The following is a 16,874-nucleotide window of genomic DNA, read 5'->3' as shown; positions in this document are numbered from 1 at the left end:
GAGGGATCGAGCCATGGCGATCAAACAACTGATTAAACGCACCAGCGGCTGGCTCTATCTAAACTCGTCCGTGGGACGCAACCAGTTGCAAGGCGCAGGTGTGATCCTGATGTTGCACCGCGTGTTGTCCAATGATCGCGCCGCCGACCTGCCGCACCGTAACGAACTGTGCGTCGGTCCCAAGGCTTTCGAACACTTGCTGGTGTGGCTGCGCAAGCATTTCGATTGCGTGCCGCTGATGGAAATCCTGCAACCCAATGCCTTGCGCACCGAGCGTCCGCAAGTGGCGCTGACCTTCGACGACGGCTGGCGCGACAACGCCGCCAACGCCTTCCCGCTGCTGCAGAAACATCAGGTGCCGGCGAGCATTTTCCTCTCCACCGATTTCATCGGCAGTCGTCAGCGTTTCTGGTGGGAAAGCCTCGGCGAAACCCTGTGGGGCAGCCATGGCGAAAAGGCCCGCACGCACCTGATCGAATGCCTGCGATCGATCGGCCAGCCGCTGCCAGTACTGCTGGACGACATCGATGTCGATCGCCGCAGCCTGACCCTGTTGCACTACCTGCAAAGCCTCAAGGCACTCGAGCCGCAGATGCTCGAACGCCTGACCGACGATTGCCCGCAAGAGGCGCTGCCTCAGGCACTGGACTGGCACCAGGTGCGGGCAATGGAGGCCTCGGGACTGGTGCGTTTCGGTCCTCACGGCGCCAGCCACGCGATCCTCACCGGCCTGGACGATGTGCGTCTGGGCGAAGAACTCAGCCGCAGCCGCGATGCCCTGAACAACGGCTGCAACCGGCCGTTGCCGGTGTATTGCTATCCCAACGGGGACAACGATGAGCGTGTGCGCGAACAGGTTGCCAATCACGATTACCCGTTCGCCCTCGGCACCGGCACCGGCCTCTATCGCGGCACAGGCGATCCGCTGAACCTGCCGCGATTCGGAGTCAGTCAGCGTACCGCGCGCAATCCGGAACTGCTGTCGTGGCGGATCTATCGCGGGGCGCGGCCATGAGCCGAGGCAGTTACCTCAAGCACCTGGCGCTGAGCATGGGCACCAAATTGGCGATGATCGCCCTGCGCCTGCTGAGGAATGTGCTGCTGGCGCGAATTCTCGGGCCCAGTGAGCGCGGGCTGTTCGCCCTGCTCAGCACTTTGCCGGACCTGATCAGCGCGGCCACCAGCGGCGGTTTGAACTCCGCTGTTGGCTATCAAGCGGCCAAGCAACGGCCGATGGGCTTGTTGCTCGCGCAAGTGCTGGTGTTCGGCTGTTTGCTGGCGGGGCTGCTGACCTTGCTCGTGGTGGCGCTGGTGCGCGAGTTCGGCAGTAAATTGGATGTGACGATGCAACTCGGTCTGCTGGCGTGGCTGTTGCTGCTGGCGGTGCCGTTGACCGTGCTCAAAAGCGGTCTGCTGACCTTGCACAATGCGTCCGGCGGTGTGGTCGCGTTCAATGCCTTGCGGCTGGTGGAATCCCTGGCGCCGCTGTTGCTGTTTCTCGCGTTGTTCTGGATGTGGAAAGAAGCGGCCCTTGAAGCGGCGCTGATCAGTTGGCTGGCCGGCATCAGTCTGGTGGTATTGGTCGGCTGGCTGTGGCTCAAACGCGCGCAGCCGTTGCAGCTGCAATGGGATCGCGCCAGCCAGAACGAACTGCTGCGCTTCAGTGCGCGCAGCCATCCGGATCTGCTGTTCCAGCAAGTGATCCTGCGTTCCGATTACCTGTTCATTGGCGCCCTGCTCGGCAGCACAGCCCTGGGGCATTACGCGATGGCCAGCGCCGCCGCCGAGCTGCTGCTGATCGTCCCGGAAGCGGTGACCACGCCGCTGATGAAACGCCTGCTGCAACAGGACGAAGGCATGGACAAGGTCACCCCGCTGGCCCTGCGCCTGACCGCCACGGTGATGCTCGGCGCCTGCCTGACCATGGCCGTGATCGGCGAATGGCTGATCGTCACCCTGTTCGGCGTCGCCTACCAACCGGCGTATCCGGCGCTGCTGGCGTTGCTGCCGGGGCTGCTGGGCCTGTGTTATGCCAGCATCCTGCGCCTGGACCTGATCGGCAAGAACCGCCCCGGCACGGTGTCGCTGCTGATGGGGCTCGGTGCGCTGCTCAATCTTGCGCTGAACCTGCTGCTGATTCCGGCCTACGGCATCGTCGGTGCAGCGGCAGCGTCGTCGATTGCCTATCTGGCGGTGACCGTGGCGATGCTGGTGTTGTACTGCCGATTGAGCGGCGTGGCGTTCTGGCAAACCCTGATCATTCTGCCCAGCGACCTCACGCCGATGTGGCTGATGTTGCAGCGTTGTTTTTTACAACGGAAGTCAGCATGAAAGGCCTGGCCCTGCTGTTCGGTCTCGGCCTGTCGCTGGACGCCTTCGCGGCGTCGATGCGCTGGGGCGACATTCGCGACGGCAGCCTGTACCTGCAAGCAGATCGCCCCGACACGGTGACCGTGCGCTGGGCGCCGGCGTGGCAGGCGGAGGCCAACGAAGAGCACATTTTCCTGCTCGACGGCCGGGGCCAACTGCAGGGCGAGCGCTTCATCAAGGCCAGTGAAACCCGTGGCAGTCAGAGCTGGCCATTGGCGCCGGGGGCCGCGAGTTATCAGCTGGAAATCCCCGGCTACAGCTTCCGCAGTTACCGGGTCGAACACGACGAAAACACCGTGGCCCTGTTCGCCCCGGCCAAGGTGCATTTCAGTGCGGAAACCCATAACGGCGATGAACTGTATTTCAAGGTCGCCGCCGGTGAGCACGCGATCTTGGCGGGCAAGTTTCACGGCGGGGTCAGCGCCCTGCAAGCGCAGCGGGTCGGTGACGGGCAGCCCCTGACACTGGCGCTGAAACCCTATCGCGCCTATTGGCAGTTCGATCAGGTGGCGTTGCCGGTCAACGAACGCGAGCAGGTCTGGCGCCTGCGTCTGCAAGGCAGCGGCAAAGCGGCGTTCTGGCTCGACGGCACGGCCAATCTGTTTGCACAGACCCCGCAACAGCTCAAACCGCTGCGTGAAGACGACGGCCAGACGCGCCTGACCCTGCACGACAAAGTCCTCGGCCGCACCCCGGATCTGGGCATCGCCCTGCCCTACGTGATGCCGCCGCCTGCCAGTCATCCGCTGCTCGATGCGCTGAAACCGACGGCCGCCAGTTACTACAGTTTTGTCGACGTGACGGCGAGACAACCGCACTTCGAAGATGCGTTTCGCCAGGTCTATCAGGATCGCTTCGGCATTCGCCAGGACATCACCTTGCTCGCCGGCAGTCAGCGTCAGGCCGATCTGCGCGCCGACGTGCAAAGCAACAACGGCCTCGACGCATGGCTCGCCAGCACCCGTGCGCTGGGCGGCAAAGGCACGCACTACATCGGGTTCGCCGACGAGCCCAACCTGAATTATTCGAGTTACGAGCAATACCGTTCGATCTTCACCAGCATGGCCCGGCAAGTGCGCAGCGACCCGGCCAATGCCAAGGCCGGCGTGCGTATCGCGATGCCGGCCAGTTCGCGATTGGTCAACGGCCCGTTCGCCGACAACGCCGCGAACAAGCGTGGCATCGACTGGGCCCGACGCCTGCTCGGTGAAGCCGCCGATCAGGTCGATGCGCTGGCCTGGCACGAATGGATGATTCGCGACCTGCTCGCCACTCGCGTATACCGCGACAGCGTGCGTCGGGCGGCGGATCTGGTCGGTCTCGACGCCAAGGGTCAACCGCGCAAAGCCTTGCTGCTGGACCAGACCAACCTGTCCAGCGGCTCGAGCCTGAGCCCCTACGATCAGGAAACCCATTTCACTTCGCTGTGGTGGGCCTCGGTGGTGATCAACGCCTCCCAGGACGGTTTGTTGACCATGCTCAACTGGTTTCAGGCCGCCGACGAGCCGCAGTACCCCAAAGGCATGTTGCGGGTGCTGGGCGATGACCGCTTCGAGTTGAAACCGGTGGGCCTGGCTCAGCAGTTCATCCAGCAGCACTGGCTGCACAAGGTGTTGTGGCTGGAGAACGATGCGTTCGAAGTCGATGTGCTGGCGATGGCCGGCGACGATCAGCGCGGGCTGCTCGGCGTGAACAAGGGCACGCGCTTGCAGCATGTCGATCTGGCGGGAGCCAAATGCCCGCTAAGCGGCGGCGCACTGCGCTATTTCGGCGCCGACAACCGCAGCCGCGACGCGCCTTTTCGCTGTCAGGACGGCCGCGTGCGATTCGAACTGCCGGGACAGACCCTGTTTGCCCTGCGCTGGAGCGCCTCATGACCGCCCCGTTGATGTCCGGCCGCGCTGGCCTGTGCCGCGCGATGACTCGTCATCAGGAGCCACGACCATGAATGTTTTGCAAAAAATCCGCGATCACATCAAACACAAAGGCCTGCGGGCCACCTTGGCCAAGGTGTGGAAGCACTACGTCTTTTCTCATCAGGAACTGCTGTGGATGGAGCGCGACCTTGTCAGTCCGGTGCCACCCCACAGCCTCAAGCCCTACCCGCCACTGCGGGTGGTGAAGATCACCCCGGACAACGTCAGCGCCTTCGCCCGCCACTTCGGCGACCGCGTCGGCACCATGGCGGAGCTTGCCCGGGAACATCACACCGGGCACATGCACCTGGACGATCAGGGCCATGCGGTGGCCTTCATCTGGGGCACCGCTCAAGACTATTTCGACCGGCACTACTACGGCTGCCTGTTCCCGGTGAAACCCGGTGAGTTCTTCGAATTCGGCGGCGAACTGACCCGTGCCTACTGGGGCACCGAACTGTCGGTGGACCTGCAACTGGAACTGTGGAAAGCCATGGCCGCCCAAGGCTGCGACAAGGTCGTCGACGTCTGTGAGTTCCACAACATCCCGGCGCTCAAGCTGCATCTGCGCATGGGCTATACCGAACAGGGCCGGATCATGAATGTGTATGAGTTGTTCGGTCGCTGGCGCTTCTATCGCGAAACCCGCTACAGCGGCTCGCGCCTGGACGCGTTGCGCAAACCTTCCCGTCCACCTGTCACAGCAACGGCGACCTGAGCCTATGGCGCAATTCGAATGGCGCACCTCGTTGTGCGCACCCGACTTCCCGGCGGCGGCCTATGAAGCGCTGCGCCTGCGGGTGACGGATCACACGCCGTTCAACAGCCTCGACTGGCTGGGTGCGGCAGAGCAGACGCTCGACACGCACGACCGCCTGCACATTTTGCTGGGTTGGGAAGCGGACGAATTGCGCCTGTGCCTGCCGCTGGTGACAAGCCGTGAACGGTTTTTCGGATTGCCATTTCGGGTGATGCATCACCTGGGTTATCCGCTGGCCGATCGCCTGGCGTTGTTATCACAGCTGAACGCCAACGACATGCGCCAAGCCCTGCGGCTGATTCGCCAGCGAGTGCCCCACGCCCTGCTGCAACTCAATGAAATCACCGAGCCGGTCGGTGCCGAAAGCATGCTCACCGAATGGATGGCCCACAGCTCCACCGGCGAACGTCGCTTGAGCTGCCGGGTGCCGGTCCACCTGATCAGCGACGCCGACCGCCAGGAAGTCTCGGGCGACCCGCGCTACAAACTGCGCCGGGCGCGCAAGCGTATTGCCGCGTGCGGCGCCGAACTCCGGCGGATCACGCCCGACGCGACCAGCATGGGCCCGTTGCTGCAGGTCATCAGCGAAGTCGAAGCGGTGAGTTGGAAAGGTGACGAAGGCGTCGGGATCTTTGCCAGCGAGCGCAGCCGCCGTTGCATGGAAAACGCTTTCACCGCCCTCGCCGCTTCGGATCGGGTGCGCGTGGTGATGCTGGAACTGGACGGGCGTTGCATCAGCTATCGGCTCGGCCTGTTCGAACAGGGCCGGCTCTACGATTACAACCTCGCCTTCCTGCCGCAATACGCCGACCTTGGCAGCGGCCGGGTGTTGCTGGAGGAATGGATTCGCTGGGGACTGGACGACAACTGGCGCTGGATCGATGCCTCGCGGGTCAGCCTGGAAAACTCCAGCCATCAACTGCACGAACGCATGACCGGGCAACTGGAACACTGGCGCTGGAGCTTCTACTCCTGGCGCCTGAGCGGGCTGCTGCTGGGACTGGGGCTGCGCGTCTGGCACCGGCTCAAGCCTGGGTTGCAACAATGGCGGGCGAAGCGTGCGGCGGCCAGAGCGGCGGTCATTGCGACACCTGTGATCAACCCCACCAAGGAGGGCGAACATGCCTCGCCAAGTCATAGTCAACGCTGACGATTTCGGCCTCAGTCCGAACGAAAACGCGGTGATCCTCGGCGCGTTCCAGGCCGGGGTCATCAGCTCCGCCACCGCCATGGCCAACATGCCGGCGTTCGAAGCGGCCTGCGCCATGGCCCGGCTGCCGCTGCTGGAAGGCCGGATCGGCCTGCACTTCAACCTGACCTACGGTCGGCCCTTGAGCCGGGCCATTCTCCAGCGTCGCACCTTCTGCGACAGCCACGGCGTGTTCGACCTCAACCTGCCTCGCCACAGCTTGTGGCTGGGCCGGGAAGACCGCGAGGCGGTGCAGGAAGAATTGCAGGCGCAGTGGCAGCGCTGCGTCGATCACGGCGTGCGTCCCAGCCACCTCGATTCGCATCAGCACGTGCACAACATCTGGCCGATCGGCGAGATCGTCGCGCGCTTCGCTGCCCACCAAGGCGTGCCCGTGCGCCTGGCGCGCAACCTGGGGCAAAACCTCAGCCTGCCCAAACGTGTGTTCAAAGGCTTGCTCAACCGTCGTTTACAGGGACTGGCCGGGGTCACTGCCGATTACGTCTGCACCCCGGTGGACCTGCGCAACGCCCCCGCGCCGACCGACGGCGTGCTGGAAATCGTCGCCCATCCGAACCAGCTCGGGGCGGATTTCGGTGATGCCTATCTGCAACCCGGAGAGTCCCTGAGCCGCGTGCTAGAGCTGCGGCTGGCGGGGGTTCCACGGGTTTCCTATGCCGATCTGAACAAGGAATTTCTACGCGGTGCCGAGGCACTCTGAACCGTTACACAACTTGCAATACATTCAAAGCTGGCGCTTTGACATGAACTTGCAGGGCTGATCTATACCCACAAAAGCGTCATCCACAACACCCGGGCTCCGGCCTCGGAGGGCATCATGAGCGTCATTGAAAAGCTGCGTGAACGTATCAAGCAAAAAGGCCTGGGCCGCACCTTCGGCACGTTGTGGAAACGCTACGTGTTCTTCCATTGGGAACTGTTGTGGATGGAGCGCGACCTGGTCAGCCCGGTACCGCCGCACAAGCTGCGCCCCTACGACGGTCTACGCAAAGTCGACATCACCGCACAGAATGCCGGCGCGTTTGCCAAACACTTCGGTGACCGGGTGCAGACCATGGCCGAACTGGCCGACGAGGGCCACACCGGGCACATGTACCTGGACGCCGACGGCCATGCGGTCGGGTTCATCTGGGGCAGCACTCGTGACTACCACGACCGCCACTATTACGGCTGCACCTTCCCGGTCAAACCCGGCGAGTTCTTCGAGTTCGGCGGTGAAATGATTCGCGCCTACTTCGGCAGCAGCCTGTCGGTGGACGTGCAGGTCGCCCTCTGGGAAGCCATGGCCGCCCAGGGCTGCAACAAGGTGGTCGACGTGTGCGAAACCCACAACATCCCGGCGCTGAAACTGCACATCCGCATGGGCTATCACGAACAGGGCCGCGTCACCCACGTCTATTGCCTGTTCGGCAAATGGCGGTTCTTCCGTGAAACCCGCTACGAAGGCTCACGCCTTGACCCGCTGCGCAAACCGGGACGGCCGGTGGTGACGGCGGCTGCGCAGGCTTAAAGGTTCACCGCAGCACTGTGGGAGCTATCGGAGACGATAGCTCCTACGTAATCTGAGACTACTTGCCTACACATGCAGACGACACATCCAAGGCCGATACCAGAACCGGCTGACTGCTCGGCCGTATCCAAATGGATACAGTCGAGCCATGAACTATTTCGTGCAACAAACATCCGTGTTCGAGACCTGGCATGCCTCTATTCGAGATCTCCGTGCCAAGGTTGCTATTGCCCGTCGCATAGATCGTGCATCAGCAGGTAATCTAGGCGACATTAAACCCGTAGGTGATGGTGTGTCGGAAATGCGCGTTGATGTCGGCGCCGGGTATCGGGTCTACTTCACGATGCGTAACGGTGTAGTTATCGTTTTGCTGGCCGGCGGCGACAAATCCTCACAAAGCGCGGACATCAGACGTGCAAAAAACATGGCAAAGGAGGTTTAACCATGAGCCAGACTTTGACAGCTTTTGATATGGCAGCTCTGCTGGACAGTGATGAAGCCATCAGTGAATACCTATCCCAAGTGTTGGCCGACGGAGACAACGAGGAGTTTCTTCGTGCGATCGGTTATGTCGTCAAGGCGCGGGGCATGACGCAGGTCGCGAAGGATTCGGGCATGGGTCGCGAAAGTCTGTACAAGGCTTTCGCACCAGGAGCCAAGCCTCGCTTCGACACGGTACTTAAAGTCATTCATGCCCTTGGCATCGATCTGTGCGCGCAACCGGGACATGTGCTGAATCACTCCACGTCCTGAAACCTGCGCTACTCAGCGCTTCACCCCCACCCACGTAAAACACATCGGCATCTGCGCCTCGCGGTTCTGGTACTGGTCATAGACTTCTTCCCGGTTCGAGTGCGGGTATTCCTTGAAGTGCGAGATGTTCAGGCCGGCCTCGAGGGCGGCGGTGAAGATTGCGCCGAGGGTGTGCACGAACCAGTAGGACTTCGCCGCCGGCTGTTCGACCTTGCCGACGTAGACGATCGGGTCCTCCTGCACGAACGGTTCTTCGCGGAAATACGAGCTGGCGAGGCGAAACGGGTCTTCGGCCTCGGGGTCGACCATTTCCAGGAACGGGTGGGTCTCGTAGATCACAAGTTGTCCGCCCGGTTTGAGGGTCGAGGCGACGTGGCGGAAGAATTCGCCGATGTCGGGCATCCAGCCAAAGACGCCGATGGTGATCAGCGCGACGTCGAAACGGGCGCGCAGCGATTCGGGCAAATGATGAATATCGGCTTCGATGAACTCGGCGTTGTGCGGCGAACGCTTGTTCAGTTCGCGGGCCTGTTCGAGAAACGCGCTCGACTGATCGATGCCGATCACGCTCCGTGCGCCGAGGGCGAACAGTGACAGGCTTTCGCGACCGTTGTTGCAACACAGCTGCACAACGTCTTTACCATCGACACCGACCTGCTCGAGCAAGCCGCGAAGGGTGTCGTCGAGGCAGGAAAAATCGGCCTGCGCAACTTCGGTCAGCAAGGCCTGCCACTCGGCAGAGTCCTGGTGATGACGGGCGGAATCATTCCACGCCTGTCGATTGCTCTCGACGGCATTTCTATGGTTTGGCACTTCCATGGCGCACTCCGGGCGATGCTCACGATTGAGCGGTCCGAGTCTAGTTCAGCCTCGCGCAACAGGTTGTTGCGAACTTGTAAGCCGACAGCGCCTGCACCAACGCCTGCAACGCGGGCAGCTATAGTTAATAGCCTTGGGGAAATCCGCTTCCACAGGTGCTGCCATGGGAATGTTCAATCGACTGCTGTTGTCCGCCTGTCTGCTCGCCGCCGCCCAGGCGCAGGCGCTGGACAGCAATTTCAACTACTACGGGGCGGACCAGCCCTTTGCCCACCCTGCTCCACCGTCGCTGTCGGCCCAGCCGCCCCGGCCGTTCGATGACACGCCGCCGCAGGATTTCATCGTTATCCCGGATCGCCATGTATTCCAGGACTCGCAACTGCCGACCGTGGCCGATGCGACGGTACGGGTGTTTATCCGCACCTACGATGCCGAGCGCGGCATTTACGTCAACGACGAGGTGCTGGACCCGACGTGCGTGCTGGAATGCCTCGGCTCGCCGAATCCACGCAGCACCGCCGTTTACCACTGACGCTTGTCCGGGCGCGCCAGGCCGAGCTTTTCGATGCGGTAGCGCAGCATGTCGCGGCTCAGGCCCAGCAGGCGCGCCGATTTGGTGACGTTCCAGTCGGTCTTGTCGAGCATCTTGCGCACCATGTCGCGTTCGACTTCCGGCAGGTTCATCGATTCGGTGTTGCTCGCCGGGCGCGGTTCGAAGTGCGTGTGCGGCACCTCGTGCTGATGTTGCGGTGGCAGCTCATCGCACAGGCTCATGCACACGTTCAGTTGATGAGCGGCGATGGTGTCGTTTGGCGCCAGCAGCACGGTCTGTTCAAGCATGTTGCGCAACTCCCGCACGTTGCCCGGCCAGGTGTAACTGAGCAGCAGCTCTTCGGCCTGATCGCTGAAATGCAGGTTCGGTTTGCCGTAACGCTTGCCGTGACTGGCGAGGAAGTGCCGGGCCAGCAGCAGGATGTCTTCGCCACGGGCGTACAAGCGCGGGACCTTGATCGAGATGATCCGCAGCCGGAAAAACAGATCGCGGCGGAACTTGCCCTGCTGGACCATTTGCTCAAGGTTGCAATTGGTGGCGCTGATCACCCGCAGGTTGACCTTGCGCTCCTTCACCGAACCGACCCGCCGAATGGTGCGATCCTCCAGCAATTTCAGCAGCTTGGCCTGGAGCACCAGATCCATTTCACCGATTTCATCGAGAAACAGCGTGCCGCCATCAGCGGCTTCCACCAGCCCGACCCGGCGGTCCTTGGCATCGGTGAACGCGCCTTTCTCGTGACCGAACAGCTCCGACTCCACCAGGTTGGCCGGAATCGACGCGCAGTTGAATTCAATGAACGGGCCTTTGCTGCGCGCGCCGTCGAAATGCAGCGCACGGGCGACCAGTTCCTTGCCGGTACCGGTTTCGCCCTCCACCAGCACCGGCGGCAGATCACCGTTGGTCATGCGCCGCTCGGCGTCGAGCAACTGACCGATGGTGTTCTTCAAATGCAGCATCGGCGCCGATTCGCCGATCAGCGCCTGTACTCCGGATTTCTGCGCCTCACGCTCCTGATAGAACGACAGCGTGCGCTCCATCCGTTCGGTGGCCAGGGCCTTGTCCAGCAGCAGTTTGAGTTCCGGCAGCGCGACCGGTTTGGTGACGTAATGAAAGGCGCCCTCCTTCATCGCGACCACCGCGTCTTCGACGTTGCCGTAACCGGTCATCATGATCACTTTCAGGTCCGGCGCGCTGATGCGCAGCTTCTGGATCAGATCGTGACCGCTCATGCCCGGCAGCGAGTTGTCGGTCAGGACGATGTCCGGCATGAAGCTTTCCAGTTGCCCCAGCGCGTCCTCGGCCGAGTGGCAGACCGTCACCTCGAAGTCCTTGCGCTCCAGGTAGGTCTGAATATTCTCGGCCAGCAGTTCGTCATCCTCGACCAGCAGAATGCTGTGTTCCATATTCCCCTCCCGATGCCACTCTAAAGTTGAGACTGACGCGGGTTCCTTCCTGCTCCCGGCTGGTCAGGACGACCGAACCCTGAAACCGCTCCATGATTCGCTTGACCAGCGCGAGGCCGACCCCGAGGCCGCCCTGCTTGGTGGTGAAAAACGGTTTGAACACCAGTTGTTGCTGCTGCGCGCTCATGCCTTTGCCGGTGTCGCTCAGGGTCATGCGCACCTGACCGGTCTGCGCCGTTTCAATCTCGACACTGAGTACGCCGCCTCTGGGCATCGCTTCCAGGGCATTGGCAAACAGGCTATTGAGAATTTGCGTGAGCAGCACCTGTTGACTGACCACCGGCGGGCAATCTTGTGGTGCGAATCGCACTTCGACGCCATTGCGCCGGATCAACGCGTCAAACGCCCCCAGGGTGTCCTCGACCGCCGCCAGCAGGTCCACCGCCTCGCCGTCGTCACTCATCGGGCGCAACGACACCAGCAGTTCGCGAACCCAGCGCGACATGCGGTCGACCTGGCTGATGATGTCGCCGATGTTGCGCTGTGCGCCCGGGCTGGCAATTTCCTGGGCCAGTTCGGCGCTGGAACGAATGGTCGCCAGCGGGTTGCGCAGGCTGTGGGCCACCGCCGAAGACATCTCGCCCAGAGCGACAAAGGTTTCATTGCTGATCAGTTGCTGCTGCTGGCTCTGCAGCAGCGTCGAGGCGCGCCGCACGATCCAGAACAAGCCGAGGTAAATCGCCGCGCCGCCGAGGATCGTCGCAGCCCAGATCGAGGCGAACCCTCGGTCGATACGGTCGACCAGATCCGCCGGTTCCTTGTAGATCTCGACCATGGCGACCACTTTGCTTTTGTCGGCGTTGAACATCGGAATGTAGTTTTCGATGAACAGGTATTTGGGTTCGCGAGACAGCCGCTGCTCGGGTTTTTCATCGTCGATCTTGTGATAACTGGAAGACACCGGGACTTTCATCTCGAACGACTCATCCAGCTCGTCGTCGTCTTCGAACTTGACGTTGATCAGTTCGGGGTTGGTCGACCAGATGACCGTGCGGTCCAGGGCGTACACCGTGGCCAGCAGAACATCCGGCAAGTGTTCGACATGATCGAGAAACTCGGCACGGGCCATTGCATGGGACAGCGGATCGACGTCGGGGTAGTTCCCGTCCTGGCGCGAGTCGAGCATCTCGCCCATGGTCCGTTGCGGCGTGATGTTGGCATGGCGCATTTCCGCATCGCCGATGGCCTGCACGAATTGCGCGGTGAGCAGCGCATCGCGCTCCACGCTTTCGGTGACCACGAAGCGCGTGGAGATATACCCCAGCCCCAGCGCCACGGCCGCGATGATGAAAAAACTGGCCAGCGAAAACCAGCGCAGCAGATTGAACTGCCCGCCCCAGCTCTTGATGGCCGCCAGCGCGAGGTTCGGTGCCGATGTTTTCTGTTCTTCCAGTCGTTGCATGGGGATGCCCTGGCGTTCTGGTATCGAGCCGGTTACAGCCGCCCTCTCTCGAATGAGTGTAGGTGGCAATGACCGTGACACACGGTTCAATGATGCTATTTAGCCGCTACTGCATTCGACTCACCGTTTCGCTGGCAGAAGCCGGTTTTACTGGCGTCAATGCCCCGTCGGCCAAGGGCTGCACGGACGGATGCTGACGCTCGGTTTCGGCACTCAGAAAGTCGATGATCGACTGCGCCGAGGCCTCGTCCAGGCGCAGATTGGGCATCGGGATACGCTCGTATTGCTCATACAGTTGCACTGCGATCGGGTCTTTCTCCGCCAGCACACGATCCGGTTCGCGGATCCAGCGATTGAGCCAGGCCGCGTCGCGCTGACGGGTCACACCGATCAGGTCCGGGCCGATGTTGCGCATGCCGATGCCTTCGCCATCCTGCGGGCCGAGGCTGTGACAGGAAGCGCAGCGGGTGCGGAACAGCTCTTCGCCATTGCTCGGCGGACGAATCTGCGGGGCATCGGCATAGCTTTCTTCGCTGCTGGCCTGCTTCCAGTTCTGCAGCGTGTTGGCGAGTTGGTCGGCGAGGATCCACGGGTTCTCGAACGGCGAGGCTTTCATCCAGCGCCCGGTGCTCTGGTTACCGACGATCAGGCTCAGGTTGTGATCCTTGGTGCGGCCGTTGTCGACGCCTTCGATAAACAGCCCGAGCTTCTTGCGCAGCTCGGTGACGTCTTCGAACTCGCCGGTGAGAAATTTCCAGCCGGGGCCGACCTTGAAGCGTTGCGCATAAGCTTTGAGCACTGCGGGGGTGTCGCTCAGCGGATCGATGGTGATCGAGTAGAAAAAGATGTCTTTCCCGACCCGGTCCCCCAGCAGTTTCTGCACCTGGCGCAGGCGCGCGGTTTCCAGTGGGCAGGAGTCGCTGCACGAGGTGAAGATGAAATTGATCACCACCACCTTGTCTTTGATCAGGTCATCGAAAAAACGCACCTGCCGACCGTCCTGGTCGGTCAGCAGGGTGTTGGGGAAATAGTCGCCACCCCACGGGGTGGCGGATTCACTGGCGCCTTCGGGCTGCGCCTGATGGGCGATGAGCACCTGGCTGCCGAGCAGGCAGGTGACCAGCACCAGAATCAGGTGCATGCCCAGGGCGCGGGAGCGCGGCGTTGGCAGGTTCATGTCGGCTCCCTCCCGTTTCATGGTTTCACGGTCACTTGCGGGCCGAAGCCGTCGCCGGTGCGGAAGGTTGGCAGCGCGGCGGAGTTGACGTAGCGCACGCCATCCCAGCTAGGCAGCGGTGTCGGCATCAACTGCAGTTGCCCGGGTTTCTCGAGGTCCCAACGCAGCAGCATCGAGTTGTCCTCATGCTGGGTGTTGTGACAGTGCTCCATGTAGGTCCCAGCAAACTCGCGGAAGTTGATCGCCATCTCGACGTTGTCCAGCCCGTCGGCCTCCGAACCGATCCGGTAGACGTCCTTGCGCGCCCATTTTTCCCACTCAGGCGGGGCCTTGCCGCCACGGCTGAGGATGATCCCCTCCTCGAAGTGCACGTGTACCGGATGGCTCCAGCCCGTGCCGCCGGCCTTGATGTTCCACACTTCCAGGGTGCCGATGCCGCTGACTCCGGCGTCGGTCGGGCCGCTGGCCAGTTTGGTCGAGGCATTCAACCGGCGTGGGTCCATGTGGAAGCCGAAACCGCTATCGGTCTTGATCGTCCACGGCGCTTCATCGGTGCCGTCGGCGCGACCGAAGGTGAAGGTCCGGTGCAGCGCCTTGGCCAGCAATGCCTTGTCGGCAGCGTTGTCGCGGTGGATCTTCAGCGGAATCATCACCATGCCTTCGGCCTTGCCCGGTTTGGCCGGTTCGTAGGCTGCCGGGTTCATCGACAGATCCTGGCCGGTATAAGCCTTGACGTTGAGTTGCAGGACCTTGCCTACCACCGGGTCACCCCGATCCCATTGCGGACCCTTGCTGGTCTGTTTGATGACTGCCAGGTATTTCTCCGACAGCACGTCGGCCAGCGGGATCACTTCTTTCGGGCCCTTGCCGTCGTCCTGGGCTTGCAGGTTGACGAAGAACAGCTTGTCGCCCGGTTTGATGCCGTTTTTCGCAAAGTTGACGATGATGTCGAACCGCTCGGCGATGCCCTGGGTCGGCAGAATCGCGTTGTGGTTCTGCTTGTCGCCGTCGGCATCCAGGTCCATCGTGCCGTCGAACGGTACGCTGTGTTCCATGATGTTGCCGTCGTTGGCGATCATGTGGAACGGCACCCGGCTGTACGACACACCGGAGTTTCTCGGCCCCTGGAACTCACCACTGGTGCCTTTGACTTCACGCACCAGGGCGAGCTTGAAGTAGCGCGACACCGAACCATTGAGGAGGCGGAAGCGATAACTGCGCGCCCGCACGTCGAGGGTCGGTTTCCATTGCCAGTTGACCAGCACCTGATCGCCGATGAAGCCGTCGGTGTTGAACGGGTTGAACCACAACTGGCCCTGCTGATCCCAGGCCTTGTCGGCGAACACCAGATTGACGTCGTAGTCGCGGTTGCCCCACGGCAAGGCGCTGCCGCTGGGGAAACGCAGGTTGACGCCGTCGTTCACCGATTCGTTGCCACGGTCCAAGGCGCTGTAGTAGTTCATCATCGCCGCGTTGCCCTTGTAGACGTTCTGCGCGGTGAAATCGAGCATGTGGTCGTGGAACCAGTGGGTGCTCATGGTTTCGCGCCAGTCGCCACGAATCCTGATGGTTCCGTGGTCGCAGGTCTTTTTCGCAGGTTGCAGGTCGTTGACCCACAGGGTTTCCCCCGGTGCGCAGGGGAATGCGGCGCGTGGATCTTCGGCCTTGGTGTTGATGCTGTCGTAGCCGGCGAGCTGGATCGGCCAGCGATAGTCGTAAAACTGGCCGGGGAAGAAGAACGCGTTGGCATAACCGTCGCTTTCTGCTGGCGCATGGCCGTTGTGCTCGTGGGTGGTGATGGTGTGCAGACCGAAACCGCGGTTGGCCGACGGGTCGATCGGCAAACCGTTGTAGTGCCGCATCAGCACCGGTTGGCCGTAGCGCACCATCAACAGTTTCGGCGGCAGCGTGCCGTCGAAGGTCCACACCGAGTTGTGGTCCTGCACCGGCATCGCCGGGTGGAACCGTGGGTCGACACCCTTGGCCGTGCCATCGGTCGCCGGCACGCCCGCGACGTTGTGGTACAGACCGCCGGGGCCGAATTCGCCGACCGCGTAACCGTGCATCTGCCGACTGTCACGCAGACCACCGTTCAGCCGCGCACCGGTCTGCACGGTCTTGTAGGCGACTTGCGGGTAGAACTCGTTCCAGCGCTGATGAGCCCAGCCTTTTCCCGGTGGCCGGCCTTCGGCGGAGGAACCGATGTGACGGTTGAGAAACAGTTCGATCTGCGCCTGCCAAGGGTTGCGGTCAACCGTGTTGGCATACTGGCTCGGAAATGGCGTGAGCCCCGGTTGACGCAAAAACGCATCCAGCGCCGTGCCGGGAGGCGCGCTGCGGGCGATGTTGTTCGGGTCTTGCGCCGGCGCCGGGCCGATGGCGGCCGGCGGGAAACTCAACGGCGCGGCCGGTGTGGTCGGGTCGAGTTTTTCCGGGCCGAACTCTTCGAACAGCACCAGTTGCTGAGTGAACGGCTGGGCACCGTACAGCGGGCTTGGCTTGCCGTTGGTGGGGTAATTGAAACTGGTCTGGACGGTGGGCGGCAGGATGTTTTCCATGCGCGTCGTGTTGCGCGTGCCTTTGACCCCGTCAGGCAGATCGAAGGAGTCTAAGTTGGCCTCGGGCATCGTCAGGATTGCATTGAGCGCGCCAGCGCGGTCTTCGGGCTCGTCGTAATAGGCCGACGGGTCGGACGCTTCCGGCTGATTCTCGTCGTCGATCGGGCTCGCTCGGACCCCGGTCATCTGGCCAAGGGCCAACATCAGGAAGACGCTCAGTGGCGTCAACAGGAACAGCTTTTTGGGGTCACGCATTGCTTTGTCCATCATCAGCCGCCTCATCTAAGGAAGGGGTGATGGTGTTTTGCAATTAACTCGCCAAAAAATCATTTCCAGTTGTTACAGGGGCTTGCGAGTGCTGTTGCATGCCCCACTCCCCG

General features: G+C 62.1%; 15 protein-coding genes. 10 read left to right on the top strand and 5 right to left on the bottom strand.

Annotation, left to right across the window (positions count from 1 at the left end):
• Nucleotides 1-13 precede the first annotated feature (13 nt).
• The 9 genes from ACODTD_RS24030 to ACODTD_RS23990 all read left to right on the top strand — a co-directional run bounded on the left by ACODTD_RS24030 (nucleotide 14) and on the right by ACODTD_RS23990 (nucleotide 8,519).
• Complete coding sequence (locus tag ACODTD_RS24030; protein WP_201817604.1) at nucleotides 14-1,015, top strand: polysaccharide deacetylase family protein; 1,002 nt, start codon at nucleotides 14-16, stop codon at nucleotides 1,013-1,015.
• Nucleotides 1,012-2,331 (top strand): lipopolysaccharide biosynthesis protein, encoded by a 1,320-nt coding sequence (locus ACODTD_RS24025; RefSeq protein WP_489105292.1) that lies wholly within the window; start codon nucleotides 1,012-1,014, stop codon nucleotides 2,329-2,331. Before ACODTD_RS24030 ends, ACODTD_RS24025 begins: the two co-directional genes overlap by 4 nt.
• A complete protein-coding gene (locus ACODTD_RS24020) occupies nucleotides 2,328-4,247 on the top strand; it encodes a hypothetical protein (protein ID WP_201817608.1) in 1,920 nt (639 codons plus the stop codon). The genes ACODTD_RS24025 and ACODTD_RS24020 overlap by 4 nt, the downstream gene beginning before the upstream one ends.
• Nucleotides 4,248-4,314: 67 nt before the next feature.
• Nucleotides 4,315-5,004: a GNAT family N-acetyltransferase gene (locus ACODTD_RS24015; RefSeq protein ID WP_011333457.1), complete on the top strand. Its 690-nt coding sequence runs from the start codon at nucleotides 4,315-4,317 to the stop codon at nucleotides 5,002-5,004.
• 4 nt (nucleotides 5,005-5,008) lie between these two features.
• Nucleotides 5,009-6,196 carry a GNAT family N-acetyltransferase gene (locus ACODTD_RS24010; RefSeq protein ID WP_201817610.1) on the top strand — a complete coding sequence of 396 codons (1,188 nt, stop codon included), beginning with the start codon at nucleotides 5,009-5,011 and terminating at the stop codon, nucleotides 6,194-6,196.
• Nucleotides 6,168-6,956, top strand: a complete 789-nt coding sequence (locus tag ACODTD_RS24005) for a ChbG/HpnK family deacetylase (protein WP_041475200.1) — start codon at nucleotides 6,168-6,170, stop codon at nucleotides 6,954-6,956. The genes ACODTD_RS24010 and ACODTD_RS24005 overlap by 29 nt, the downstream gene beginning before the upstream one ends.
• 117 nt (nucleotides 6,957-7,073) lie before the next feature.
• Nucleotides 7,074-7,766 (top strand): GNAT family N-acetyltransferase, encoded by a 693-nt coding sequence (locus tag ACODTD_RS24000; RefSeq protein WP_085648957.1) that lies wholly within the window; start codon nucleotides 7,074-7,076, stop codon nucleotides 7,764-7,766.
• Between the two features lie 148 nt (nucleotides 7,767-7,914).
• Nucleotides 7,915-8,208: a type II toxin-antitoxin system RelE/ParE family toxin gene (locus ACODTD_RS23995; protein ID WP_011333453.1), complete on the top strand. Its 294-nt coding sequence runs from the start codon at nucleotides 7,915-7,917 to the stop codon at nucleotides 8,206-8,208.
• 2 nt (nucleotides 8,209-8,210) lie between these two features.
• Complete coding sequence (locus ACODTD_RS23990) at nucleotides 8,211-8,519, top strand: addiction module antidote protein (RefSeq protein ID WP_011333452.1); 309 nt, start codon at nucleotides 8,211-8,213, stop codon at nucleotides 8,517-8,519.
• Nucleotides 8,520-8,531: 12 nt separating this feature from the next.
• Here the strand turns inward: ACODTD_RS23990 and ACODTD_RS23985 are convergent, their stop codons facing one another.
• Entirely contained in the window at nucleotides 8,532-9,338 is an 807-nt protein-coding gene (locus tag ACODTD_RS23985; RefSeq protein WP_221615694.1) for a class I SAM-dependent methyltransferase, read from the bottom strand.
• A gap of 163 nt (nucleotides 9,339-9,501) precedes the next feature.
• Between ACODTD_RS23985 and ACODTD_RS23980 the strand changes: the two genes are divergently transcribed.
• Nucleotides 9,502-9,870, top strand: a complete 369-nt coding sequence (locus ACODTD_RS23980; protein ID WP_221615693.1) for a hypothetical protein — start codon at nucleotides 9,502-9,504, stop codon at nucleotides 9,868-9,870.
• On the opposite strand, the gene ACODTD_RS23975 is transcribed toward ACODTD_RS23980, so the two are convergent.
• From ACODTD_RS23975 to ACODTD_RS23960, 4 genes are all read right to left on the bottom strand, one after another.
• Nucleotides 9,861-11,297, bottom strand: coding sequence for a sigma-54-dependent transcriptional regulator (locus ACODTD_RS23975; protein WP_489105291.1), 1,437 nt, complete (start codon nucleotides 11,295-11,297; stop codon nucleotides 9,861-9,863). The genes ACODTD_RS23980 and ACODTD_RS23975 overlap by 10 nt on opposite strands.
• A complete protein-coding gene (locus ACODTD_RS23970) occupies nucleotides 11,266-12,759 on the bottom strand; it encodes a sensor histidine kinase (protein ID WP_285354545.1) in 1,494 nt (497 codons plus the stop codon). The genes ACODTD_RS23975 and ACODTD_RS23970 overlap by 32 nt, the downstream gene beginning before the upstream one ends.
• A gap of 106 nt (nucleotides 12,760-12,865) precedes the next feature.
• A complete protein-coding gene (locus ACODTD_RS23965; RefSeq protein ID WP_285354546.1) occupies nucleotides 12,866-13,936 on the bottom strand; it encodes an SCO family protein in 1,071 nt (356 codons plus the stop codon).
• 17 nt (nucleotides 13,937-13,953) lie between these two features.
• Nucleotides 13,954-16,761 carry a multicopper oxidase domain-containing protein gene (locus ACODTD_RS23960; RefSeq protein ID WP_285354571.1) on the bottom strand — a complete coding sequence of 936 codons (2,808 nt, stop codon included), beginning with the start codon at nucleotides 16,759-16,761 and terminating at the stop codon, nucleotides 13,954-13,956.
• Nucleotides 16,762-16,874 lie beyond the last annotated feature (113 nt).

This window comes from Pseudomonas sp. FG35 (assembly GCF_057809295.1).
This window is presented reverse-complemented; position numbering and strand designations above follow the sequence as displayed.